A 23,002-nucleotide genomic window follows, 5' to 3' on the forward strand; every position below is an offset into this window, starting at 1 on the left:
CACTACGCTCAACTGACCACTACCGGATGACTTGGAAACCAAACAACCGAGTCTCCATCAAACCCAGGGCGGTTCAATTCCCAGAATGTCATCGAGGAAGGCGATCTCACCAACTGAGTCGAGCAGATCTCGCGACAGCAACCGTTCATCGTTGAGCATTGTGGTCTGAGCACCGAATGCGCCGTCCTCCTGCATACGCTCCAGTAGTTCGCGCCGGTCAATCGACATGTAGTAGTACGCGGTAAGGAGATAGGACGAAGCGGCGTTGCCGTCGCGCCCTTGCCAGACGTAGACATTGTCGTCCCGAAAAGCCCCAAGATCCAGATCCCCGGCGATGTAGCTATCGGTCCACAAAGCGTGCGCCGTCCGTGGGTCGTCAAAGGCCTCGTATTTCGCTCGTAATTCGAGAAGACGGGGTGATTCCAAGCGCGGACCAATGGCGGGCCTGCGCTCTTTCATGTGTTCATGATGGGAATCCATGTCACACCACCGCTCCGCGTCACGCACAGCCCCGACGCGACGACCTCAGAAACGCCGTCCTTGTTGCCTCGAGAAACAATCGTATCTGCTCTTGCGATGATCGGGCACGATCGCTCGAGGCGAGGGACACTATCCTCCGAGCACACCCCCCAATCGGGGCATGACCCAACTCATTGCTCGGACCTCCTTGCGACCACCAGCTGACGACGTTCGACCGATCCTTCAAGGCGAAACACATATGCCCCAATCCCATTCACAGCCTTCCAATCAACCCGACGAGACCGACCGGCGCCTCGATTTGACGGACGTGGCAGACCGTTGGGCGGTGGCTGAGAATGCCGCGACCGCCGCCAACTACCGACTCCAGAGACTCCAGGACCGTCGTTCCGTTCGGCTCATCACGCTTGCTACGGATGTTGCCCGCCGGCGAATAGCTTTGAGGTCGATACCCCGCCGGTTCGCCGCCGCGGTCAAACGTCGCCCGCCCCAACCTCAGCGGCCCGCCATCATTCCAAGCCAGATCCTGGAGAAGCTGCCCATGCAGCGTTCGAGCGCGCTTGGGTCCGGGTCGGATTCTGTATACCCCCACCTGCAAATCGTACATTGGGGGCGGCCTCCTACGTTTGGCCGCGTGACCAGGCACTTGACAATCACACCGGACCTGAATTGGGTCAGCCTGCTGGACCAGCACATCGACTTCGTCATGCTCGAACCTGCCGCGGCGAGAGCGGTCGCTCCAATCGAAGCGTTGTCGGCTCTCCACCGGAAGGGCGTTCCCATCGTGCTCTTCGCTCGATCGAGGGACCATCTCCAGCTCTTCGACCCGACAATGTTGTCTCTCGTCGTTTCCGAGGAGCCGGATGTCATCGATGCCGCTCACGTCATCGTTGGCAAAGACCGGACGCTGCAGATCGACCCATCGGTCGACATCGACCTGTTTAATCCCATCGGCTGGCAACGCCGGCCCGAATCGAACACCGCAGCCGTCTTCCCAACAACCACCAAAGCCGACGAATCCGCCGACACTAAAACACTCATCACTCCCCTCGGTGTTGAGGCCACCGTGTACACCGGGCGGGATCGCAGTCCGACCCACCGAGCGACTCTGGCCCAAGCTGCGAAGCGGCACATCGCAGTACTGGATTCACGGCAATTCCACGAAACCGAAACCGCGTTCCTCCAACACATGCTCGAGCATGCAGCCATGGGCCTGCCCATCATCACGACGGGCTCACCTCGACTCGGCACCCTCATTCCCGCCGGGCTGATCTTCACGGTCGGAGATCCATCCGAGACGTTGGATTCGTTCAACGAACTCCGAGACACCGACGATCGCGAGCGACACAGCGTTCGACTCCGGCAATATGTACTCAGCCGTCATACGAAACGCCATCGGTTCGACCAGATCCTCGCGCAGATCGGGGTTGCCACCCCGCCCCCTCAACGGATCTCCATCATCCTGTCGACCAATAGACCAGACCACCTCGAGCATGCCTACGACCAGATCAGAGCGCAGCAATATCCCGATCTCGAATTGGTGACAGTGCTGCACGGAGACGGCGTCCCCGCCGGGCGAGCGCAGGAGTTAGCCGACTCCCTGACCTTCCCGAACCGCATTTTGACGGCTCCTGCCGGCTGGACACTCGGCGACTGTCTCAACTACGCCACATGGCACTCGACGGGCGATCTCATAACCAAGATGGATGATGATGACTTCTACGGCCCTCATCACCTCCTCGATCTGGTCACCGCCAGGGCGTATTCGAAGGCCGATATCGTGGGCAAGCGTGGCAACTTCGTGTTTCTGGCCAAGGAAGACGTCACCGTCAGCTGGGGTGCCGACTACCAGGAGACTTCGCCTGTGCACATACCGGGGGCCACCATGATGTACACCCGCCAGCTTGCACACGAGTACCCCTTCCAGCGTCTGTCAAAGGGTGAGGACTCGGACTTCTTCACGCGAGTTCGACTCGACGGCGGGTTGCTCTACTCGACCCATCGATACAACTTCGTACGCAATCGGCACGGCGACCACAGCTTTGACAAACCCGATGCCGAGTTCCTCGCTGAAGCCGATGGTGAGCCGACTCCGGGGTTCGATTACCAGACAACCGAGATCGCCTACTAGACCGCACCGCCATCGCCGCCCAGCGACGCCTGCGCGCCAGGAGGCGGATCCTCGACTCCGGCAAACCCGAACGCGAGGCCGCGGACCTGTTCCTCGGATTGCTGTAGGAAGTAGTCGATGTCGGCGTCCCACGTGTGCCCGATCCCGTGTCGATTCAGGAGATACCCGTAACCGTGCGTGCGATGGGTCACCCCGCCGGCCACAGAGAGAGCGCCGAGCAACGCTCGATCGACGGAGCGGGCCACAGGGCGCCATCCACCGATTGCATTCATATCATCCCGGCGCATCAACATCGCCCCTCCGGCGAGGGTGGTTGACGGTTGTTCCGCCCCATCCTCAAACCTCCGGATGGTGACGTCGAGATCGGCCAGATACACGAACTCCGCGGCCTTGCCTGTGAGATGAGCCCCGGAGTAGTCCGCGGCGAGTACCAGATCCCACAGGTGATGATTGCCGTACCAGTCGTCATCGTCCATCTTGGTCACGAATGCCCCGGACGCCTGTTCGAGACCGAGATTCAATGCATCACCGAACACGACGGAATCTGGTACCAACACCACCTTGGCCGATTCCCCCAACCGGGCGTCCGCCGATGCCACGAGATCGGGTGGGAAATGGTCACCGTGCAGCACCAGGATGGGTTCGATCTCCGGGTACGTCTGTCTCACGATCTGGCCGACCAGGTGCCGAAGGTAAGCTGGTCGATTCGTAGCCGCGATCACCGACACGCCCCGCGCGGGTGGTTGTCGCAAGCGCAAATAGGAACGAACGTCCGTCCATCGAGATTCGACGGACAACGTCCTGTGCGCTACTCGCCGAAGCGAGATACTCATCTGCTCGCGAAACAAAGCCCGCGTCAGTCGCTCGGGGGTCGTTGCCCGGATGAGGCCGATCAGTTCATCACCGAGCGCGGCATCGAGACCGGCGACGTTGTCGAGCGCCACCACAGGAATACCGCTTGCCGTCAGCTGGGCGAGGGCCTCGACACGCTCATTTGCCGATCGGTGGAGACTTGGATGATCGAGCACACCCCGATAACCCTTGAGTCGCACGTCACCGCCGTGCAGTTCGGAGCGATCCCCGACTCTTTCAACCCCTTTGGGTATCGGTAGGCCGAGGTCTGAGTCGTCGAGGAAGTCGATCGGATGGGTCATAGAGAGTGCTGCAATCTGCCCCTCCAGGTCGTCCCATCCGATTCGGGCCGGATTTGGAGGGCCGATAACGGCAAATCTCCCGTTGTCGTCTCGGACAAACCCAATCGGGTTGAACATGCGCGGATCGATAGCAGGACCCAGACAAAGCGGTGAGGCGACGCCTGGACCGACCAGCTCAACGGACGCCTGATCGTCTGCGATTCGCGCCCACAAGATGTGGTCGGCGATTGGCGGGCCGTCCGCATCGGGCTCCACCGTTTCCCCTTCGTCAATGATGGCGATGTCAAAGGGGAGCAGCTCCGACCCCACCTGCGAAGAAAGCTGAGACGCAACCCACTCAGCACCTGCAAAGATCGAAGCGGCGACCGGTCCATGCACCAAGACGCTCTCTCCCCCGATCGGTCGTCGTCTGATCCCGAAACCCGGGGATAGAGCGTGCGGCGGAGGGGATTCCTGTCGAGGCGACGCCCTGTTACTGACAACCGAATCGATGACGGCTGCGAAGCGCCCCAACGCACTCTGAGCTGCTTCGAGCGAGGACTTCATGGATCGTGCCGCGTTTTCGCTGGCCGTCACCCGAGCCGAAAGGGCGTTGGCTCTCGCCGTGGCCGTGGCCGCGCTCTTGCGCGCCTCTGTGGAGCCGGCAGCGGAGAACTCGGCAGCCCGCTCGGCGCCCTCGCCACTTGCTGCGAGTGCACGAACAAACGACTCGCGGAACTCCCCGGTCGGATCCTCACAACTACGCCACGAAGACATCCACAAGACCTGGCCGGCAGTCGAGACGATCAGCTGCTCTGATTCGAATCGCAGCCGGCGCGGGTCCGAAGCGAGTCCTAACACAAGCCCGTCTGTCAACCATGGCTCTCCGCGCAGTCCGAGCGGCATGGATGCCGACAGCAGAATACGAGTACCCGGATTGGAGCCGGATAGCACTGTTTCAAGAGCCGCAATCGGGTCTGGCAGCCGATCGAATGACTCGAATAGAACGAGTTCAGACCCGGCGAGGTCGAGATCAGCGAGATCCGCCCGGTGAATCCGACGTCGGGTGAGGGGGTCGACAAGCGACAGGGACTGTTCGAGTGCCGCAACAGCGGTGGCGTCCCATTCGACCACGGTGACATCCGCTCCGGCAGCCGCCAGGTCCAGCGCGAGGACGCCGTCGGCGCATCCGATGTCGATGAGGCTGTCGGCGTCGACCCGCGCCGAGAGCCAGGCGATGCGCCGCTGATGGAACCGTCGGAGATCACCCCCCAATCGCCCGGACAGCGCTTCGCCGAAGAGATACGCTCTCATATTCCACACCACTCGAAATCGCTCCCAGTACGTCGCGAAGTCGCTTGATCGATGAAGTAGCTGCTGTCCGCCAGCCACGAGTGCCCTTCCCCGTGGCGATTCAGCACAAACCCGAAACCGTGGGTTCTCCAGACCGATCCGCCAACGCCGAGGACGTCGCGAACCAGTGCCCGGTCCTCGCCGACAGAGAGACGTCGGAACCCGTCGACGGCTTTCCAAACGGTTTTCTCGACCATGAACGCGCCTCCGGCAATCGTGGTCGTCGGAGCTTCGGCTCCACCCGCGAATCTGCGAATGGTCAGATCCTCAGGCGCTAGGTACACGAATTCTGCAGCCTTGCCGACAAGTGGTGCGCCGCTGTACGAGTGCGCGAGAACGAGGTCCCAGATGTGGTCAACTCCGTAGAAATCATCATCGTCCATCTTGGCAACAAAGTCGCCACTTGCCATCCAGACTCCCGCGTTGAGCACATCTCCGAGAACCATCTCCGACGGCGCACGAAGGACCCGGGTTTCAATGTCTAGACCGCCGGCAATTCGGTCTTCCATATCGGCCGGAAACCCGTCCCCATGAAGCACGAACACACACTCGAGATCCGGGTAGTTCTGCCGGGCGACCTGGCTGAGGGCGTGATCGATGTGATCGGGTCTGTTGGTCGCGATCAGCGCAGTCACCTGATCGCGGCCGATCGATGGTATGCCGAGATGCGCGTCGATGGCCCTCCAACGCTGGGTGAACGTATGATCGCGAAGGGCGAGCCTCCGCTGTTTCACGCTATGGAGCTCGCGAGCGTTTTCGTCCACCAGATCTCCGGCCGATACCGAGGAAAACAGTTGGGCAAGTTCTTCTCCGACCATCGCTCGTGCAGCAGGGTTCAATTCGGCAACCATCACCGGCACACCGGCTGCCGCCAACTCAATCATCTTTGTCGCCAGGCTCCCAGGGGTCGCAAAGCCGCTGCCGACAAGCACGACGCCCGTCGCTTCTCTGAGATGGACGATCACGGATCTCCCTCCGGCCACCATGACGGAAACTGGTCGGCCCCCCGTCCGCTGCGTGGCCGCCTCGAGGAGCGCCCGATCAGCTCGTGCCTCATCTTCCACCAGGGCAACGAAGCCAGCCTTGCTCGACCGTGAATAACCAGCTGGATTGACGAATCGCTCGTCGACAGCCGGGGAAAGAGACATCGCAGGCATAGGTTCGAGGGCACTCGAAGTGGAAAAGAGATCAACTCGAACCGCTTTGGAGACTGTCTGTTCCGCATCGACCAGGATGGTCCGAGCCGATGCGCCCTCAATGACTTCGCCGATTCGGTCGAGACCTTCGGTATCACCATCCAGCACGACGAAATCGAGAGAAGAAACGGCGTCGCGTAGATCCTCCGCCCCGCTGAGTTGAACGACGACAACGCCGCCACCCAACAGCTTCTCGCCGGTCTGACCCAGGAATCCCACTCGGCGGCCGGGTCTGGTTCGGCGAGATCGATCGCCCAGATGCAACGCGACCTCGAGCACGGCGAGTGGATCAAAGCTGTCTTGAACGAAGCGAATCACTGGAATCGACCGGTCACCTCCACCCAGCGTTTTCAGCGTCACGGCCTGCTTCGTGGACATGGTCTCGAGCAGACCGTCCAGCCGGTCACCGAATGTCTCGTAGCCGGCAACGAACGCTATCTCGACTCGTTCGGCCAGGTGTGCGGTGGTGAGCGCCGCCGCCAGTCTGCCAAGGCGTGAGCCATCTCCGACAACAAAGAGGGGGTGTTCGGCTTGCTCGATCAGGGCGAGCGCTCCTCTCCATGCCGGTGTCTCGAGAGAGAAGACCGAGGGATCGTCTGCGCCCGCGTCGCTCACAAACGCACTGATCGCGGAGGCTGCCGCGTCGGACTCGCAGATGATGAGATCGTAGGGGGTCACGGAACCTGAATGGTGAGAGGATTAGTTGTGAGTGTAACCTCCGCGCATGTTCGAGTTGACCACATCCGAGTCCGAAGAGCCGTTCAAAGGAACAGTCCCCGGCAATCAATGGCCCCGAATTCCGGTACAGGCTCTGAGTGATTTCGAACCCTCACTTCGAGTCGCGGTTGTCGTGCCGTTCTTCGAGGATCCCGAGGCCCTTGAACTGACCTTGATCGGGCTGGCCCATCAGACCTACCCCTCCAGCCTGATGGAGGTGGTCGTTGCCGATGATGGTTCGGAGCCCCCGTTCCAGGTGCCGGCCGATCACAATGGACTGCAGATACGCGGCGTTCGGCAGGAGCGCGATGGCTTCGGTCTCGCCCGAGCTCGGAATCTTGGAGCCCGTTCGAACGACGCCGACATCCTGGTGTTCCTCGATGCAGACATGGTGCCGGTGCCGGAGTTCGTAGCCGCTCACGCCCGATGGCACCATCTGATTCCCGATGGGATGGTGGTCGGCTTCCGAAAGCATGTCGATTTCGAAGCGATCGGCCCCAAGGCAGTTCGCAAAGCACTCGCCGAACACGGTTCTCTCGATGGCCTGTTTCGAGACCGCCTGATCACGACCCCCGAGTGGATCGAGCGCCATATCGAAAGAACGGGCAATCTCACCTCTGAACACGACGACCTGTACCGCGTCGCCAGCGGTGGCAACCTATCGCTGAGAAGGGAGTTCTATCTCCAACTCGGTGGAAACGACGAATCCTTCACCGAGTACGGGGGCGAAGACAACGAGTTCGCGTACCGGGCTTTGCTGGCGGGCGCTGTGATCATCCCCGAACGCGCTGCGCTTGCCTGGCACCAGGGTGCGGGAGGTTGGCAACAAGATGATGATGGGAGCGGCCGCCGACTCACTCACATCAACCTCCAACAACGGATCTCTGAGCAGTCCCTCCGGCACTCCCGCCCTGGTCGTGGGTATCTGGTGCCCCATGTTGGAGTCGTGGTTCACGTGAGAGACGAACCAGTCGAGCAGGTGATTCTGGTTGTGGAGTCCATCCTCGGGAACTGGTTCCACGATCTTCACATCGAGGTCAGGTGTCACTTCGTGCGACCCGATTCCGTGCTTCTCGCCCGCGAGTTCGAATTCGATCCCCGCGTCACGATCGTCGACCCCAATGGTCCGCCCATCAAAGACGTGGCGGCCGTCCAGATGACGGTTCCCCTAAGTGCAGTATTGGGTCCGAGGACTGTCGACAAGGTCCTTGCCGAATTGCAGCATGGCGGACCCGGGGCCTTGCACCTCACGGTTCCCCAGCTTTCCCCATCAGATGGTCTCGTCGAAGTAACCCAACGCCGATCGGTGCAGCGTGCCCTCCGCCACGTGGGCGCTCTCGGAAGCCTTCCGGATGCACTCGCAACCCTATTTGGTGAACGCTGGATGCCGGGCGGCGACTTCGAAATCGAACGATACGAAGCAGGCAACGCCCTGGCGGTTTGGACACCACCCGGCGAACGAACGGTGATCGTGCGCCCAACGATGGAGATCGATGAGAACAAGGTCACACAACTGGCCAAGCGCCTGCAGCGAACCGAATCGGATTTGTCGAATCATCGGAGGCGAAAGGTCGTCCGGTTCATGAACCTCGTGGGGGCGGTCACTCGAATGAAGGGCGTGCGAGCGGCTGCGCGCAAGCTGACTGCCCCAGCAGAGGAAGTTCGTGATCTCGAAGTAATCGAGGATGAGTTGCGGTCCTTGATCCGTCGATCGCCCGAAGACATTCAGCCTGAATAGCAGTGTTACGCCCTACTAAGAAGCTGGGAGCCCCACATGCTCAACGTGACGGGCGAAAACGGACGTCTGGAATAGACGATTGCCGGTCAGGGTTGAACACTCAACGATCCCTCTGCCTCATGCCTCACCGTGACCCGTACAAGCGCGGTTGCTGGATCTCAACAACCATCAGCGCGGACTCGATAGCACTCCGAATATGACGAGTCCGCCTAGCGATACCGCCAGATCAGCAAAGACCCCGTTCGCCGACTGCGCGGGTATCGCAGCATTTGCCATTGTCGGGGTCCTATGGGTCATCTTCGCAGCTGAGGAACCCCTGCACATCGATGAACTCCGCCAAACGAGGGCGTATGCGGGTGGACCCGAGCAGTGGGTCGGAACCTCGTGGGGGATGAATCAACCGCCCCTGGAGATCACGCTTGGCGCTATCTGGCGACGCCTCTTCGGTGCTAGCGATTATGCGGAGCGGCTCTTCCCGGTCATCGTCGGATTGCTGTCTCTCATCCTTCTCGCCCGTCTCGCCATTCGGTTCTCAGGCAAGAAGCTGGCCGCGCCGATTGCGATTCTCGCCTACGGACTCTCGCCCCTGGTCTTCCGAACGACGGCGCTCATGAGGCCCTATGCCATTCCCACATTCTTCAGCCTGTTGTTCCTCACAACGCTCATCGATCTGCGGGACCGGGGACCGTCCAGGCTCCGGATCACCTCCGCGGTGGTCGGCGGGGCCGGACTGCTCCTCAGTCACGCCCTCATTCCGGTCTTGGTCGCCGGCGTGGCTGTATTGGGCCTCTTTGCGATGAAGGCCCGCAAACAACCGGATTCAAGTGGGGCGGCGCTGGCCCGTCGCATCGCCCTCGGTGTGACGCTGCTGGGATTGCTCATGCCGATCGCCCTTCGATTCAAGAACCCGACCTTCTTCGAATCGCCCGTCGCCTACTCGCTCTCTGATCGCCTGGTAGACGCTGTCGAATTGACGACAACGGCAGCTCGTTCGAATTTTGGATGGGCACTCCTTCCATTGGTGCTGTCGTTGGTTTTGTTGATGATTCCATCCTTCCGACCGCAGAGAGGCGAGTTGTGGTGGTTCATCGCGCTCATTGGGATCCCGGTTGGTGTTTCCGCCGTCTTCTTCGTAACCGTTGCGCCTGGATATCCGTATCCGGATCGATACCTGCACGACATCATGCTCTCGGGAGCTATCGGGTTAGGTCTGGTCGGGTCAAGGTGGGAAACCAGGGACCGGCGGCCCTGGCAGGGCCTGGCGTTCGGCGCTATCGGACTAGCAGTGGCAGGTTCCTTTGTCACCCTTTCAATTCCTGCGTTCCAGCACGAAGTCACCACCGAACGGTTCCTCGACTGGGCTGAAGGGACGGACCTGATCATGGAGCACCTTGATTCAGATGTGGTGATCCTCTTCGAACCGCTGGTCCCGTTTCCCAGCTACCAATCGCTGTTCTACGGACAACCCCGATACCTTCCCGACTCGTACGTCGTCAGAATGTCTCGCCTCATAGTCGACTCTGGTCACATGCTCGGCGACGGTCCGATCGCGGTTCTGCTCGTTGGATCGCAGGCGTCGACAATCGCACCACCCGGCTGGCGAATAGAGCAGAGTGGCATTTGGCAGCTCCTCATCCCTCCCCCCGCCATCGAGAACGATGCCGTAGCTGTACTGGAAGAACTCGAAGCAGCCATCACCGACGACCTCTACGACCTGGTCCTGCGAATGCACATAGCGATCGCCCTCGCCGAACGCGGTGATATCGAGGAGGCCTACTCGACCCTAGAAGCCATAGACCGACCGGCGGGCAACGATCCACAACAGCTATACGACCGGTACACCTCAAAGGTCCAAGAGAGGATCGCGCTTCTCCAACCATAATCTGGGTCTTCATGGGGTCCATACGACCAGTCAAGTCCCGACAGACTCTGGTTTGAACGATGGACGGTATCGTACAGCCGACCGGAAGGAACCGTCACCGTGCTTCGACCAATTGCGCTCATCCTCATTTCTATCTCTCTCGGCGTTGTTGCACTGCTTCTGTGGCGCGCCGCACTTGTTGAGGTCGGTGGATTCCAGCTGGAATTCTCCACGGCCGGGAGTCAGTTGCTGAAGCTCGTCGCACGCTGGCGCTTCTGGCTCGGTGTGGTGTTGCTGTTCGGGGTGGTGCTGATCAGCCTCGAGCTATATGGCAACGAGGAACTATCGCGCATCGTTCCGCTGTACAGCATGAGCTACGTGATTATTGCATTGGTTGGCAAGTTCTACCTGAATGAGAACGTCACCGCCACGCGTTGGGTGGGTATCGCGGCGATCATGAGCGGCGTGTTTATTCTCGTACGATCCTGACGAGGTTCACTCGCCGAGCACTCCCCTGAGACGAGCCACCTCAGATCGCAGCTCGTCAACCTCCAGCTGCAACTTGGCCATGTCACGCTCTGCATGTCGCCGCAACCGGTTGTTGCTGTAGACCGCACCATCCGGAAGGTCGCGTTCAACGAAGCTGAGCGGTGAGATGATGACACCATCGCCAATCGTCACACCCGGCCCGATGACACTCGGTCCACCGATGAAGGTATTGCTGCCGACCTTCGTGGGCGTGTACGCGATGAGGTCCTTGTTCTTCCCCGTTTCTCCCGCCAGCGCCTGCAAATGGGTGGTGTGGCTCCATATCATCACGGACAGCCCGATTTGTGTGTTGTCGCCGATCTCCAACCCGCCCTGAGCATCGAGGATGGCTCCCTCTCCGATCCAGACGTCGGTACCACACGTGAAGCGACCCGGGTTGAGGATCTTTGCGTTCTCCCGGATGCGACAACCGGCAGGGAGGCCGAGAAACCGTGCACGCTCTCGATCATTCATCAGAAAAGTACTGCGGTAGCGCAGAATTTCACTTCGGATGTGCTCGAGATCTTCGGACTCTTGCTCGGGGAAGTATCGGAACTCGTCGACCATGCGCGCATGCTATCAGGCGCTCAAGACCGACCCAACACACCAGGAACCCCGCCCGGCCCGGTAGCCACGACGGTTCCTGAACGGCGTTGGACACCGCGGCGGGGTCAGGCTCCCGCCGCGTCGGCCATGCAGCGAACAACCCTGTCCAGGTCCGACGACGACATCTCGTGGTACATGGGCAAGATGATGGACGTGTCGGTCAGGATCTCGGTGACAGGAAGATCGGCGTGGGGGTGACCGGCGAACGCAGGCTCCCGATGGGCAGCCATTACGCCCCGGCGTGTTGAGATCGCTCGCTCGAGCATCATCTCCATGAGACGATTCCTCGACGTGGGAAAACCTTCGCGAAGAACAACTGCGTACGATTGGAAATTCGTGGTGCCATAGGATGGGTCGGCTGGGAGTTGGAGCCCGTCGATGCCTGCCATCCCTTTCCGATACTCCTCCGCCAGCTCCCTGCGCCTTTCGATCATTGATGGGAGCTTCTCGAGTTGAACAATCCCCACCGCAGCCTGGAGATCGGTCATCCGGAAGTTGTAGCCCATCTCGACGTACTGCTCGATTGCGACCCGAGTATTCTCGTGCCGATCGAAAGCACTCACACTCATGCCGTGCTGGCGAAGCCGCCGCATTCGGTCGGCCAGATCTTCGCTCGATGTCGTGATCATGCCGCCTTCGCCTGTGGTCAGGATCTTTCTCGGGTGGAACGAGAACACCACCACATCTGAGTGAGAACCGATCGCGATCCCCCCATACGTGGAACCTATCGCACAAGCTGCATCTTCGATCACCGTCAGGTTTCGTTCGTGACACAATGCGGCGATCTCGTCGAGCTCCGCCGGCATGCCGACCTGATGGACCACGATGACCGCCCGGGTCGCCGGAGTGATGACGGCTTCAATTGTATCGGCGGTGAGGTTCTGCGTGACGGGGTCGACGTCCGCGAAGACCGGTGTGGCGCCAACGTAGCGAGGAGCGTTGGCGGTGGCGATGAACGACAAGGAGGGGACCACGACCTCGTCGCCCGGACCGATTCCGAGGGCGTGAAGTGCGAGGTGCAATCCCGTCGTGCATGATGACACGGCAACTCCATGAGCTGCTCCAACTTGCCCGGCCAGCGCCTTTTCGAATTCCGCAACCCGGGGACCCTGTGCAACCCAGCCGGATCGGATCGTCTCTTCCGCGGCGGCCACCTCACCGTCGCCGAGCCACGGTTTCATGACGGGGATCAAATCCAATTCCGCTCCACTTCTGCCGACAGCAACTCCTCGACGTCCTGGTCGGCGAAAAACTCAATAGTTCGCCTCAGGCCGTCCGCGAGGTCGGTAGACAACTCGAAAGGCACGATTGAAGACACCTTGGTCACGTCTGCTCGTAACTTGGGTAGGTCGCCGGGGCGCTCCTCGCCGTGAATCACCTCGCTCGCCGACCCGGTGGCCGTCAGGATCATGGCCGCCAACTCGGCGACCGAAGTGTCGCGCCCGCTCCCGATATTGACGACATCTCCGATCAGTTCGTCGACTCCGGCGAGTTGCATCAGCCAGCGGGCCGTGTCCTCCACGTACATGAAATCGCGCGTCTGCCGTCCGTCGCCGTGGATGAGCAGCGGACGATTGGCCAACGCACGCAGGATGAATTTCGGAATCACCTCACCAGAATCGCCTTCGAAATGAGAACGCGGGCCGAAGTTGTTGAATGGACGAATCACCCGCGTGTCCATCCCGTAGGTCCGATGGTATGCCTGTGCAATGAGTTCTCCTGCGAGCTTTCCAGCCCCGTACACGGTGGTGGGTGCAGGCACGATCGACTCCGAGAACAGCCCCGATTCGGGCAGGCCGTACACCTCCGACGACGACACGTATACGAATCGCCCCTGATCACCGGTCCGCATCGCTTCGAGCGCAGCCAGCGTGCCGTTGGCATTGACGCGGAGATTCTCCGCAGGATGCGCGATCGATGCACGCACGTTCCGCACCGCCAGATGGAATACCAGATCCGCGGTCGACAACTGAGCTGCCACTGCCTCGGCACAGATGTCGCCCTCGATGAAGTGAATTGAATCCAGCACCGGACGAAGATTGTCCAGGCTCCCCGTCGAGAGATCGTCGATCACGATACACGCGGCCGGACCCGCCTCAACGATGCGCTCCACCAGATGAGAACCGATGAACCCAGCGCCGCCCGTCACAGCGATGGTGAGCCCGCCGACCTCACTCATCAGTCGCTCGCTCGACCGCAGAAAGCAGCGTCTCCGCTACGTAGACGATCTGTTCGTCGGTGAGTTCCGCATACATCGGGAGCGAGAGCAACGAGGATGCGCTCTCCTCCGCCATGGGGAAATCTCCCATTGCATGTCCCATGGATGCATATGCCTGCTGAAGATGAACCGGCACCGGGTAATGCAAGCCCACGCTGATCCCGGCCGCTTGCATCAGTTCCGTCACCCGGTCCCTATTCGGTACGTGTACCACGAAGAGGTGATACACCGAATACGCCCATTCCGCATCCACCGGTAGCTGTATACCATCCCCGTCGCTCAGCAACCGGCTGTACCGGTCGGCCACTGCTCGCCGTTGCTCAGTCCAGCGGGCGAGGTGTGGCAGTTTGACGTTGAGCGTGGCGCCGACGATCTCGTGCATCCTGCTGTTGAATCCGATGCGCGAACTGTGGTACTTCTTCGTCTGGCCGTGATCACGCAACTCGACCATTGCCTCCGCCAGCGCGCTGTCGTTGGTGAGTATCGCCCCTCCCTCACCTGGGGCTCCCAGGTTCTTTCCCGGATAGAACGAGAACCCTGCCAATCGTCCAATACTGCCCACCGACCGATCCTTGTACCTGGCGAGGTGCGCTTGGGCGGCGTCTTCCATCACCCAGCGATCCATGCGGTCGGCCGCCTCGTGAAGCGGGTCGAGGTCGCACGGCTGACCGTAGAGGTGCACTCCGATCACTCCCTTGACCTTGGGATCCTCGAGCGCCGCAATCGCCCGGCCAACGTCGATGTTCTTGGTGACGGGGTCGCAATCGACGAAACGGGGTGTGGCGCCGGTGTGGCTCACGGCTTCCGCGGTGGCGATGAACGTGTTGGCCGGCACCACGACTTCGTCTCCAGGTCCTACACCGAGTCCGAGCAAGCCAAGGTAGAGAGCATCGGTTCCCGAGCTCACGGCGACGCAGTGAGCGGTTTCGTGAGCCTCGGCAAATGACGACTCGAAGGCCTTGACCTCGCGGCTGCCCACGAAGCGGGTCGCGTCGTAGACCTCTTCCCAGGCGGCCAGAATCTCGCTCCGCAAAGGACGGTGTTGCGCCCCCAGGTCGAGAAATGGGACGTTCATGATGCTCCTTCCATGTCCGGCGCGGCTCCGACGACCCGGCCGGGCACACCTACTACCAGTGCACCGTCTGGAACGTCGTGGGTAACGATGGCCCCGGCACCCACCATTGCCCCCTCGCCGATGGTCACTCCAGCCAGGATGATGGCCCCCGATCCGATCGATGCGCGCTTCTTGACGACGGTCGGCTCCAAGGTCCAATCATCTGACCCCTGCGGAGTGCCATCAGGGCGGGTGGCCCGAGGGGTTTTGTCGTTGGTGAACATCACACCGTGGCCGATGAAACACTCATCCTCGATCGTGACGCCTTCGCAAACGAACGTGTGGCTCGAGATCTTGCAGGCCCTGCCGATCACTGCGCCCCGTTGCACTTCGACGAAGGCTCCGATCGTGGTGTCCTCGCCGATACGGCAACCGTATAGATTGACGAATGAGGAAACTCGTGCTCCGTCACCAAGCTCCACATCTGGAGAGATGACCTGGTTTTCTGCTCTGAACGCCGGACGTCCGCTGGTCATGGCAGTCACGCATCCAAGTCGAGCGGAATCGTGGCCCCGCCTGCCGCCAGGCTGTCGTGAATAGCCGCGAGTACCTTCAAGACTCGTAGGCCGGCCCTGCCGTCCGTCAAAGGGGCTCTTCCCTCCCGGATTGCAGAGGCGAACTCCCCAGCAACGAGTTTCAGCGCCTCGGATTCATCCAGAACCGGGGCCACCATTTCGCCCGTGCGGTACGACACCAGGGTACGGCGTCGCGCCTGGTCGTCGAGAGGCTCGAGTTCGACACCTGTGTCAAACACGCTGATTCGCTGCGCCGGTTTCAAATCATCCCAAACGAGCATCTTCTTCGACCCACCGACGGTCGTTGTCCGGACCTTGGTAGGGCTCAGCCAGTTCACGTGGGCATGGGCGATGGAACCGTTGGAGAGCGGCAGAGAGAAGAACCCGACGCACGGGTGCCCTACTCCAAGAGGGTCTGCACCCTGCGCAGACACACCGAGAGGTACAACATCGTCTGGAAGGATGAAGTCCAGTATCGACAAGTCGTGCGGTGCCAGATCCCAGAAGACGTCTATGTCGGACTGAATGAGGCCGAGGTTGATCCGTACAGAGTCGAAGTACTGCAGATCACCCAGAGAGCCGCTCTTAACAAGATCCCGTATCTTTCGCACGGCCCCGGTGTAGCAGAACGTGTGATCTGTCATCAGCACCAGCCCGAGGCTCTCGGCCGTGGCCACCATCCGCTCGCCTTCTTCCACCGTCCGGGCGAGAGGTTTCTCGACAAGAACATGCTTGCCTGCCTCAAAACAAGCGGCCGCCAGAGCTGCATGAGTTCCCGCCGGTGTGGCGATTGCCACGGCCTCCACCTCGGGATCGGCCAGCACTTCCTGAAGGTCGACCGTGGCCTTGACGCCCGCTAGAGGCCCGACGGTTCTGGCGGCCCTTTCGAGTGACAGATCGCAAACCCACCGCACATCGGTCGAATTGTGTGCAGCGAAATTCCGCACCAGGTTTGGGCCCCAGTACCCCGCTCCGACAACGGCAACACCAACAGGCTTCATCCGACACTCCTCGAGGACACAACTGGCAGTAATGAACCCGCCGCGTGACAATTGGCAGATCCGGTGGGAGCCTAACTGATGGGAGCATGGGCCCGGCCATCAGGTCGCAGTGGTATGGTCGTGGCCAGCCTCCAGAGGACGTCATTGCAGCCCAAGATCTCGGTCGTTTTGCCGGCCTACAACGAAGCCACCTCAATCGTCTCGACCCTCGACCGGATCCTGCAAATGGCGAGGTCGCATCTATCCAGTGCGGCGGACCTGGAGGTCGTCGTCGTGAGCGACGGTTCCTCTGATGCCACCTTCGACAGAGCGGCAGAGCACCTCGCAGGCGGGAACGGCGGTTCGGTCATTCAGTTGGTTCGCAATGTCGGATCGCACTCCGCCATTCGCTGCGGGCTGGATCACGCCAAGGGCGAGATTGTCATCGTTATGGCGGCCGACGGCCAGGATCCGCCGGAGATCATCCCGGAGCTTCTGGCAGCTCTTCAACCGGGTATCGACGTCGTGTGGGGTCAGCGTGGCAGCCGGGACCACGATCCGATTCTGACCCGCCTGCTGGCCGGAACCTACTACCGGCTCTTTCGGACTCTGACCGGATTCGACTATCCGCCTTCCGGGTTTGACTTCGTGGCAATGCGCAGATTGGTCGTCGAAGCGCTGCTGAGCTATCAGGAGCGCAATACCTCGGTTTTCCTGCTGATCTTCAACCTCGGATTCAGCCAAACGAGCATCGAGTACGAGCGGGGCCAACGGCAGGACGGATCCTCCGGCTGGACATTCAGGAAGCGGGCCAAGTTGGCCGTCGACATGTTGACGGCGTTCTCGGCGGCGCCGATCCGGCTCCTATCACTCACCGGAGTCATCGTTGGAGCCTTTGGCCTCATATTCGGCGGTATCACAATGGTGCGCGGCCTACTCGGTCAGATTCCGATCTCAGGCTGGGCTTCGCTGATGGTCATCTCATCGCTGATGAGCGGCCTCATGCTCATGGCGCTCGGGTTCCTCGGCGAATACGTATGGAGAACACTGGACGAGGTTCGAGGCCGCCCTCTCTACCTGGAAGGACGCCGTGCCGAGCTCCGACCCGCGCACGCCCCCGGCTCTGAGAACGAGCCCCGTTGACCTCACAGATCGGATCCAGGAACGGGCTCGACGCCGATCGGGGCGTCTCTGGTCCGGCCTAGCCCAGAGTCACCGCGTCTCGATACCTGCCAACGACAGACTCGGCCTCGCCGATACCGCGCACGGTTCCCTCGGAAAGCCACATCGCCCGGTCGCAGAACTCCGCCACCCGGGGTAATGAGTGAGACACGAAGACGATCGTGCCCGCCCGATCGAGAAGTTCCTGCATCGACTGAAGGCTCTTGTCCTGGAACGCCTGGTCGCCGACCGCCAGGACCTCATCCAGCAAGAGTATGTCCGGCTTCATGTACATGCTGATCGAGAAGGCGAGTCGCGAGAACATGCCGGATGAATAGGTCTTGAGGGGCCGATCAATAGCATCGCGCAACCCGGCGTAGTCGACGATGTCGTCGTACAACTCGTCGATCTCGGCCTTCCTGAGACCGGCCGCCAGTGATCCCAGGTAGATGTTCCTTCTGCCCGATAGCTCGGCGTTGAACCCGACGCCCAACTGCAAGAGCGTCGAGATCTTCCCGCGGACCTCCACACTGCCCCGATCGGGTCGCAGAGTACGAGCCAGAACCCTCAGCAAGGTGCTCTTGCCGGCCCCGTTGGCTCCAATGATGCCAAACGCCTCGCCCTTGTCGATCTCGAACGACACGCCGTCGAGCGCGACCACCTCTTGCACCGCTTTGTGCTGGCGCTTGCCGATCGTTCTCCGCAGCGTCGGACTCCGGTCGAGGTACGGCCTGAACTTCACGCCAATGTCGTGAGCCTTGATCGCAGGATCGGTCACAGGTGCCTCACCATATTGCCCTCGTAGCGGACGAAGGCGAACACCCCGACAACGCCCATCACCACGGCCCACAACGCCGCCACAATGAGCATTTCCGGCTCGAATTCCCGACCCATGAGTGCGGTCCGATAGCAGACGATCACCGAGTACATCGGGTTCAAACGAAGCGCCCATTGGAACCACTCGGGTTTGTCGGCCACGAAACTCATCGGCCAGATGATCGGCGAGAGGTACATCCACAGGCGGTTCAGGTGTGGGATCAGGTTGTTGATGTCACGAAACGGGACGGCAAGCCGAGCGGTGAGCGCAGCAAGTCCCAGATTGAAGACGGTCTGCAATACGACGACCACCGGGAGCAGGAATACCCACATGGTCGGGTGGACACCATCGACCGGCCAGACGATCACGTAGAAGATCAGCAACGACGAAAGGAACCCGTAGAGGGCTTCCGCCAGGCCCGAGATCGGAAGGATCAAGCGTGGGAACCGGACGTTGATCAGGAGCTTGGAGTTCGCCAGGATGCTGTTGGCGCCTCCCGTCATCGACATGGTCATGAAGTTGAAGGCGAACATGCCGGAGAGGAGATAGGCGAGGTACTGCTCCTCACCTTGTCTGGCGTTGAAGATGAATCCGAAGACCAGGAAGTAGACCCCGGCCATGATGAGGGGATTCAAGACCCACCACGCCAGGCCGAGGGCGGTGGAGGCGTTCCGTGCTTTCAGGTTGCCGGAAGCGAGGAACCAGGCGAACTCACGCCGCGACCACAAGTCGCGGAGGTAGGACCTCCATCCCGCTAATCCGGGTCGATCCGAAGAAGTGACAGTCGCCATGAATGCGCCAGTCTACGCCTGCACATGGATACGGCGAGTCGGGTGGAACTCGCCTGCCCTGCTCACCCCAGGGGGCCCCGGGTTCCTCGAGACTCAGCCCGTTGGAGCGAGTGCCCGATGGAGGAAGGCGGCCATCTGACCGCGCGTCACGAGTTGCTGCGGGCAGTAGAGACCGGTGGCGCATCCCAGCGTCACCCCGGCCTCGGCGATTCGATTGATGTTGCCCTGATGCGGAGATGACCCGTCGTCGCTGAAGTAGTCCGTCCCCGTTGCCGGCAATCCGAGTGCCCGGGAAAGGAAGGAAGCCATCTGTGCACGAGTGATCGAGTTGTCCGGGCAGTACAGATCGGTTCCACAGCCGAGGGTGACCCCGGCGGCCGCCATCCGGTTGATTGCTGCCTGGTGCACGGAGCCATTGTCATCCGTGAAGAAGTCCGACGAGGTCGCCTTGAACGAGAGGGCCCGATCGAGGAACGTGGCCATCTGTGCACGCGTCACGGGAGCATTCGGACAGAATCGGTCGACCGCGCACCCTTGTGTGATCCCCTGGTCCGCCATCCACAGGATGTCGGTGAGGAACGGCGAGCCGAGCGCATCCGGGAAGCGGTACAACTGTTCCCTGGCAGCCACCCAGGCGTCCATGCGACCATCGAAGATCCAGCCTGCTTCCGTTGGTGCATCCCAGGCGGAGTAGCCCGACTGCACAGCCGAACTGAGCACTCCGTCGACTAGAATCCGGTAGTCGTAAGTTGTCAGCGGAACACCTTCGGTCTTCTTGCGATTGAAGTAGATCACCCCGATGACCTGGTCCTCAGCGGGCAGGCGGGCGAACATCTCCGCAAGCCATGCCTCCTTACCGCCTGTCCCGTTGCCGACGGTGGCGGCCTGGGTAACGAGGATCGGCTTGGTGTACGAAACCGTCTCCTGCATGTCCAGCATGTGCTGAACGAACACGTCTTCGTAGTCCCTCCAGGGGTCATTGCGGTTCAACCGGCTGAAACCGATGATCTCCACGAAATCATCGCCGGGGTAGAACTGGTCGTAGGTAAAGGAACCGGACGACCATCCGTTCATCGAGAAGACAAAGGCGACCTGATCGGCTCCGTACCCCGCCGAGCGAAAGGCGTTCCAGATTCGCAGGTAGCCGGCCTTGTAGCCGGCCGGATCGCCGCTCCAGGGGGCGCCGGACAGGTTGGCCTCGGGTAGGGGGGCGATCAAGAGATTGTGCGATGGTGAAGCGCCTAGCCAGGCTCCAATCCCGCTAACGAGGTTGGAGATGGCAGGGTCGTCTGCTCCCGACACCAATGCGGCGAGGTTGTCGGTCGTCAACTCCACGTACGTGGTTACTCCCAGGCCGCGGTGAGTGTCCAACTCGCGCGAATACCAATCGAGATCTGCTGCGTGAGTGTTCTGAAGCGTCCAATACGTCTGGAATAGAGCGGGAGACTTGCCGGCCTTCTCTGTGAAGATCGGAATCTGATTGCGCCAATCAGACGTAGCCATCCCAAACAGCGTCGGCCGATCAGGAGCCGTGACGGCGGACACGTGCTCGACCGCCGGCATGATCGACGCAGCCAGAACGACGAGCAAGACGACTGAGAGCCGCTTTGTGAACTTCATGATTTTCCCCCCGGGGCGCGGTTACTCATGCCTACTAATCGGCTTCCTCGGCTCCTGACTTGAGCCGCTCAAACCACTGCCTCTGCCACTGCTGCCGCGATGGCCTCCGCGGTGAAGCCGAACTGAGAGCGCAGCACGCCGGCGGGTGCCGAGGCACCGAACGAATCGATGCCGACCGTCACATCGGCATAGCGGTCCCATCCGAACGTCGACCCGGCCTCAAACGAGACGACCGGCAGACCGGTACCCAGCACACCGATCCGGTACGGGTCGTCCTGGAGGTCGAACGCCTCCCAGCACGGCATGCTCACGACCCGCGCCGATATGCCTCGTTCGGCCAATAGGCCGGCCGACTCGAGCGCCGTTGACACCTCGGAACCGGTGGCCAGAACCACGACATCGGAGCCATCCCGCAGCACATACGCACCCCGCGCCACGCCACCAGGCGGCCGATCGAGGGTCGGCACCCCTTGTCTGGTCAACACCAGTGCGGTCGGGCCGTCGTGGCGATTGAGCGCCAGTTCCCAGGCCTCCACCGTCTCTCCCGCATCGGCCGGGCGAATCACCCAGAGGTTCGGGATTGCCCGCAATGCCGCGATGTGTTCAATCGGCTGATGGGTCGGTCCATCCTCGCCGAGGAAGATCGAATCGTGCGTGAACACAGAGATGCTGGGCGCACTCATCAGGGCACTGAGCCGGATGGCCGGTCGCATGTAATCGCTGAAGACCAGGAACGTCGAACCGTAGGCCCGGAGCCCTCCGTGGATCGCCAGGCCGTTGACGATGGCGGCCATACCGTGCTCCCGGATACCGAAGTGGATGTTGCGTCCGGTTCGGTCTTCCCGGCTGAATGACCCCGACGTCGAAATGCGGGTGTTCGTCGAGGCTACGAGATCGGCGGCGCCGCCGATGAATCCGGGAACCCTATCGGCGATCTGGTCGAACAGCTTGCCGCTCGCCGCCCGCGTCGCCAGGGAGCCGCCCGGCTCGAAATCGGGGCTCTCGAGGGCGACGGGACTCGAGCCGAATTGCATTTGCCACCGTGCCGCTACTTCGGCGTCTGCCTCCAGGGCGGCTGCCGATCGGTCGCGCCAGGCGGTGTGGACGTTGCGGCCCCGGTCCATTGCCGATGCGAAGAACGCGTAGACCTCCTCCGGCACGTAGAACGATTCGCCGACCGGCCAGCCCATCGCTTCCTTCGTCGCCCGGATCTCGGCCTCACCCAGCGGAGAGCCATGCGATTTCGAGGTGTCCTGCATCGTCGGCGCGCCGTGGGCGATATGGGTGTGAGCAACGATGAGACTCGGGCGGTCGGCCGCCGCCAGCGCCTCACGCGTTGCCTCCTCGATGGCCCTATGGTCGTGTCCGTCGATCTCCAGGGTATGCCAGCCGACCGCCGCGAACCTGGCGGGTACATCCTCCGTGAACGTGATGTCGGTGGAGCCGTCGATCGAGATGTCGTTGTCGTCGTAGAAGTAGGTGAGTTTGCCGAGGCCCAGATGCCCCGCGATAGATGCCGTCTCCGCAGAGATGCCCTCCATGAGATCGCCGTCAGACACGAAGGCAAAGGTCCGGTGGTTGACGAGCGGTTCGCCAAACGTCGCCCGAAGATGCTCCTCGGCGATGGCCAGTCCGACCGCAGTGCCGAAACCCTGGCCGAGAGGCCCGGTGGTCGTCTCGATCCCGAGTTCCGGGTCTCGTTCAGGATGCCCAGGCGTCTTCGAACCGAACTGCCGGAAGCTCTTGAGGTCATCCAACGACAAAGCGAACCCGGAGAGATGGAGGAGCGAGTAGAGGAGCATGGATCCATGCCCGTTGGACAGCACGAACCGGTCCCGGTCGATCCAGGTCGGATCGTCCGGGTCGACCACCAGGAACTTCGACCAGAGCACCACCGCCAGGTCGGCCATACCCATCGGCATGCCCGGGTGTCCGGAATTGGCCTTCTGGACTGCATCCATGGCCAGTCCCTTGATCGTATTCACAGCAAATTGCTCGATCGACACGTGGGTTCCTCTCGAGATCGACAGAAAGAGATTAGGGCAG

At 61.3% G+C, this 23,002-nt stretch carries 19 protein-coding genes; 5 read left to right on the plus strand and 14 right to left on the minus strand.

Annotation, left to right across the window (positions count from 1 at the left end):
* Positions 1-57 precede the first annotated feature (57 nt).
* Positions 58-459 carry a hypothetical protein gene (locus tag P1T08_12920; GenBank protein MDF1596974.1) on the minus strand — a complete coding sequence of 134 codons (402 nt, stop codon included), beginning with the start codon at positions 457-459 and terminating at the stop codon, positions 58-60.
* Between the two features lie 274 nt (positions 460-733).
* Entirely contained in the window at positions 734-1,069 is a 336-nt protein-coding gene (locus P1T08_12925) for a hypothetical protein (protein MDF1596975.1), read from the minus strand.
* Positions 1,070-1,111: 42 nt separating this feature from the next.
* On the opposite strand from P1T08_12925, the gene P1T08_12930 reads away from it, so the two are divergent.
* Entirely contained in the window at positions 1,112-2,608 is a 1,497-nt protein-coding gene (locus P1T08_12930) for a glycosyltransferase (protein MDF1596976.1), read from the plus strand.
* On the opposite strand, the gene P1T08_12935 is transcribed toward P1T08_12930, so the two are convergent.
* Entirely contained in the window at positions 2,605-5,055 is a 2,451-nt protein-coding gene (locus tag P1T08_12935) for a glycosyltransferase (protein ID MDF1596977.1), read from the minus strand. The genes P1T08_12930 and P1T08_12935 overlap by 4 nt on opposite strands.
* Positions 5,052-6,968 (minus strand): glycosyltransferase family A protein, encoded by a 1,917-nt coding sequence (locus tag P1T08_12940; protein MDF1596978.1) that lies wholly within the window; start codon positions 6,966-6,968, stop codon positions 5,052-5,054. The genes P1T08_12935 and P1T08_12940 overlap by 4 nt, the downstream gene beginning before the upstream one ends.
* A gap of 46 nt (positions 6,969-7,014) precedes the next feature.
* Here P1T08_12940 and P1T08_12945 point away from each other — a divergent pair, with 46 nt between their 5' ends.
* From P1T08_12945 to P1T08_12955, 3 genes are all read left to right on the plus strand, one after another.
* Positions 7,015-8,745 carry a glycosyltransferase gene (locus P1T08_12945; GenBank protein ID MDF1596979.1) on the plus strand — a complete coding sequence of 577 codons (1,731 nt, stop codon included), beginning with the start codon at positions 7,015-7,017 and terminating at the stop codon, positions 8,743-8,745.
* A gap of 196 nt (positions 8,746-8,941) precedes the next feature.
* Entirely contained in the window at positions 8,942-10,627 is a 1,686-nt protein-coding gene (locus tag P1T08_12950; protein MDF1596980.1) for a glycosyltransferase family 39 protein, read from the plus strand.
* Positions 10,628-10,726: 99 nt separating this feature from the next.
* Positions 10,727-11,095, plus strand: coding sequence for a hypothetical protein (locus P1T08_12955; protein ID MDF1596981.1), 369 nt, complete (start codon positions 10,727-10,729; stop codon positions 11,093-11,095).
* A 6-nt stretch (positions 11,096-11,101) separates the two neighbouring features.
* Here the strand turns inward: P1T08_12955 and P1T08_12960 are convergent, their stop codons facing one another.
* The 6 genes from P1T08_12960 to P1T08_12985 all read right to left on the minus strand — a co-directional run bounded on the left by P1T08_12960 (position 11,102) and on the right by P1T08_12985 (position 16,588).
* Positions 11,102-11,701: an acyltransferase gene (locus tag P1T08_12960; protein MDF1596982.1), complete on the minus strand. Its 600-nt coding sequence runs from the start codon at positions 11,699-11,701 to the stop codon at positions 11,102-11,104.
* A 104-nt stretch (positions 11,702-11,805) separates the two neighbouring features.
* Complete coding sequence (locus P1T08_12965; GenBank protein MDF1596983.1) at positions 11,806-12,921, minus strand: DegT/DnrJ/EryC1/StrS family aminotransferase; 1,116 nt, start codon at positions 12,919-12,921, stop codon at positions 11,806-11,808.
* Positions 12,922-12,929: 8 nt separating this feature from the next.
* Positions 12,930-13,919: an NAD-dependent epimerase/dehydratase family protein gene (locus P1T08_12970; GenBank protein ID MDF1596984.1), complete on the minus strand. Its 990-nt coding sequence runs from the start codon at positions 13,917-13,919 to the stop codon at positions 12,930-12,932.
* Positions 13,912-15,033, minus strand: coding sequence for a DegT/DnrJ/EryC1/StrS family aminotransferase (locus P1T08_12975; GenBank protein ID MDF1596985.1), 1,122 nt, complete (start codon positions 15,031-15,033; stop codon positions 13,912-13,914). The genes P1T08_12970 and P1T08_12975 overlap by 8 nt, the downstream gene beginning before the upstream one ends.
* A complete protein-coding gene (locus tag P1T08_12980; protein ID MDF1596986.1) occupies positions 15,030-15,548 on the minus strand; it encodes an acyltransferase in 519 nt (172 codons plus the stop codon). The genes P1T08_12975 and P1T08_12980 overlap by 4 nt, the downstream gene beginning before the upstream one ends.
* A 5-nt stretch (positions 15,549-15,553) precedes the next feature.
* Positions 15,554-16,588, minus strand: a complete 1,035-nt coding sequence (locus tag P1T08_12985) for a Gfo/Idh/MocA family oxidoreductase (GenBank protein MDF1596987.1) — start codon at positions 16,586-16,588, stop codon at positions 15,554-15,556.
* Between the two features lie 144 nt (positions 16,589-16,732).
* Between P1T08_12985 and P1T08_12990 the strand changes: the two genes are divergently transcribed.
* Positions 16,733-17,710, plus strand: a complete 978-nt coding sequence (locus tag P1T08_12990; protein MDF1596988.1) for a glycosyltransferase family 2 protein — start codon at positions 16,733-16,735, stop codon at positions 17,708-17,710.
* A 58-nt stretch (positions 17,711-17,768) separates the two neighbouring features.
* Here the strand turns inward: P1T08_12990 and P1T08_12995 are convergent, their stop codons facing one another.
* From P1T08_12995 to tkt, 4 genes are all read right to left on the minus strand, one after another.
* Entirely contained in the window at positions 17,769-18,506 is a 738-nt protein-coding gene (locus P1T08_12995; GenBank protein MDF1596989.1) for an ABC transporter ATP-binding protein, read from the minus strand.
* Entirely contained in the window at positions 18,503-19,336 is an 834-nt protein-coding gene (locus P1T08_13000) for an ABC transporter permease (protein ID MDF1596990.1), read from the minus strand. The genes P1T08_12995 and P1T08_13000 overlap by 4 nt, the downstream gene beginning before the upstream one ends.
* Positions 19,337-19,429: 93 nt before the next feature.
* On the minus strand, positions 19,430-20,956 hold the full coding sequence (locus P1T08_13005; protein MDF1596991.1) for an S-layer homology domain-containing protein: 1,527 nt from the start codon (positions 20,954-20,956) through the stop codon (positions 19,430-19,432).
* Between the two features lie 68 nt (positions 20,957-21,024).
* Complete coding sequence (gene tkt, locus P1T08_13010; GenBank protein ID MDF1596992.1) at positions 21,025-22,962, minus strand: transketolase; 1,938 nt, start codon at positions 22,960-22,962, stop codon at positions 21,025-21,027.
* Positions 22,963-23,002: the final 40 nt, after the last annotated feature.

The sequence above is a fragment of the Acidimicrobiia bacterium genome, assembly GCA_029210695.1.
Taxonomy (GTDB): Bacteria; Actinomycetota; Acidimicrobiia; order Spongiisociales; family JAHEDJ01; genus JAHEDJ01.

Coding starts and splice junctions, on each gene's coding strand:
- P1T08_12985 (MDF1596987.1), bottom strand. CDS start 16,588: ATGAAGCCTGTTGGTGTTGCCGTTGTCGGAGCGGGGTACTGGGGCCCA.
- P1T08_12970 (MDF1596984.1), bottom strand. CDS start 13,919: ATGAGTGAGGTCGGCGGGCTCACCATCGCTGTGACGGGCGGCGCTGGG.
- P1T08_13005 (MDF1596991.1), bottom strand. CDS start 20,956: ATGAAGTTCACAAAGCGGCTCTCAGTCGTCTTGCTCGTCGTTCTGGCT.
- P1T08_13000 (MDF1596990.1), bottom strand. CDS start 19,336: ATGGCGACTGTCACTTCTTCGGATCGACCCGGATTAGCGGGATGGAGG.
- P1T08_12975 (MDF1596985.1), bottom strand. CDS start 15,033: ATGAACGTCCCATTTCTCGACCTGGGGGCGCAACACCGTCCTTTGCGG.
- P1T08_12945 (MDF1596979.1), top strand. CDS start 7,015: ATGTTCGAGTTGACCACATCCGAGTCCGAAGAGCCGTTCAAAGGAACA.
- P1T08_12965 (MDF1596983.1), bottom strand. CDS start 12,921: ATGAAACCGTGGCTCGGCGACGGTGAGGTGGCCGCCGCGGAAGAGACG.
- P1T08_12980 (MDF1596986.1), bottom strand. CDS start 15,548: ATGACCAGCGGACGTCCGGCGTTCAGAGCAGAAAACCAGGTCATCTCT.
- P1T08_12960 (MDF1596982.1), bottom strand. CDS start 11,701: ATGGTCGACGAGTTCCGATACTTCCCCGAGCAAGAGTCCGAAGATCTC.
- P1T08_12935 (MDF1596977.1), bottom strand. CDS start 5,055: ATGAGAGCGTATCTCTTCGGCGAAGCGCTGTCCGGGCGATTGGGGGGT.
- P1T08_12920 (MDF1596974.1), bottom strand. CDS start 459: ATGAAAGAGCGCAGGCCCGCCATTGGTCCGCGCTTGGAATCACCCCGT.
- P1T08_12950 (MDF1596980.1), top strand. CDS start 8,942: ATGACGAGTCCGCCTAGCGATACCGCCAGATCAGCAAAGACCCCGTTC.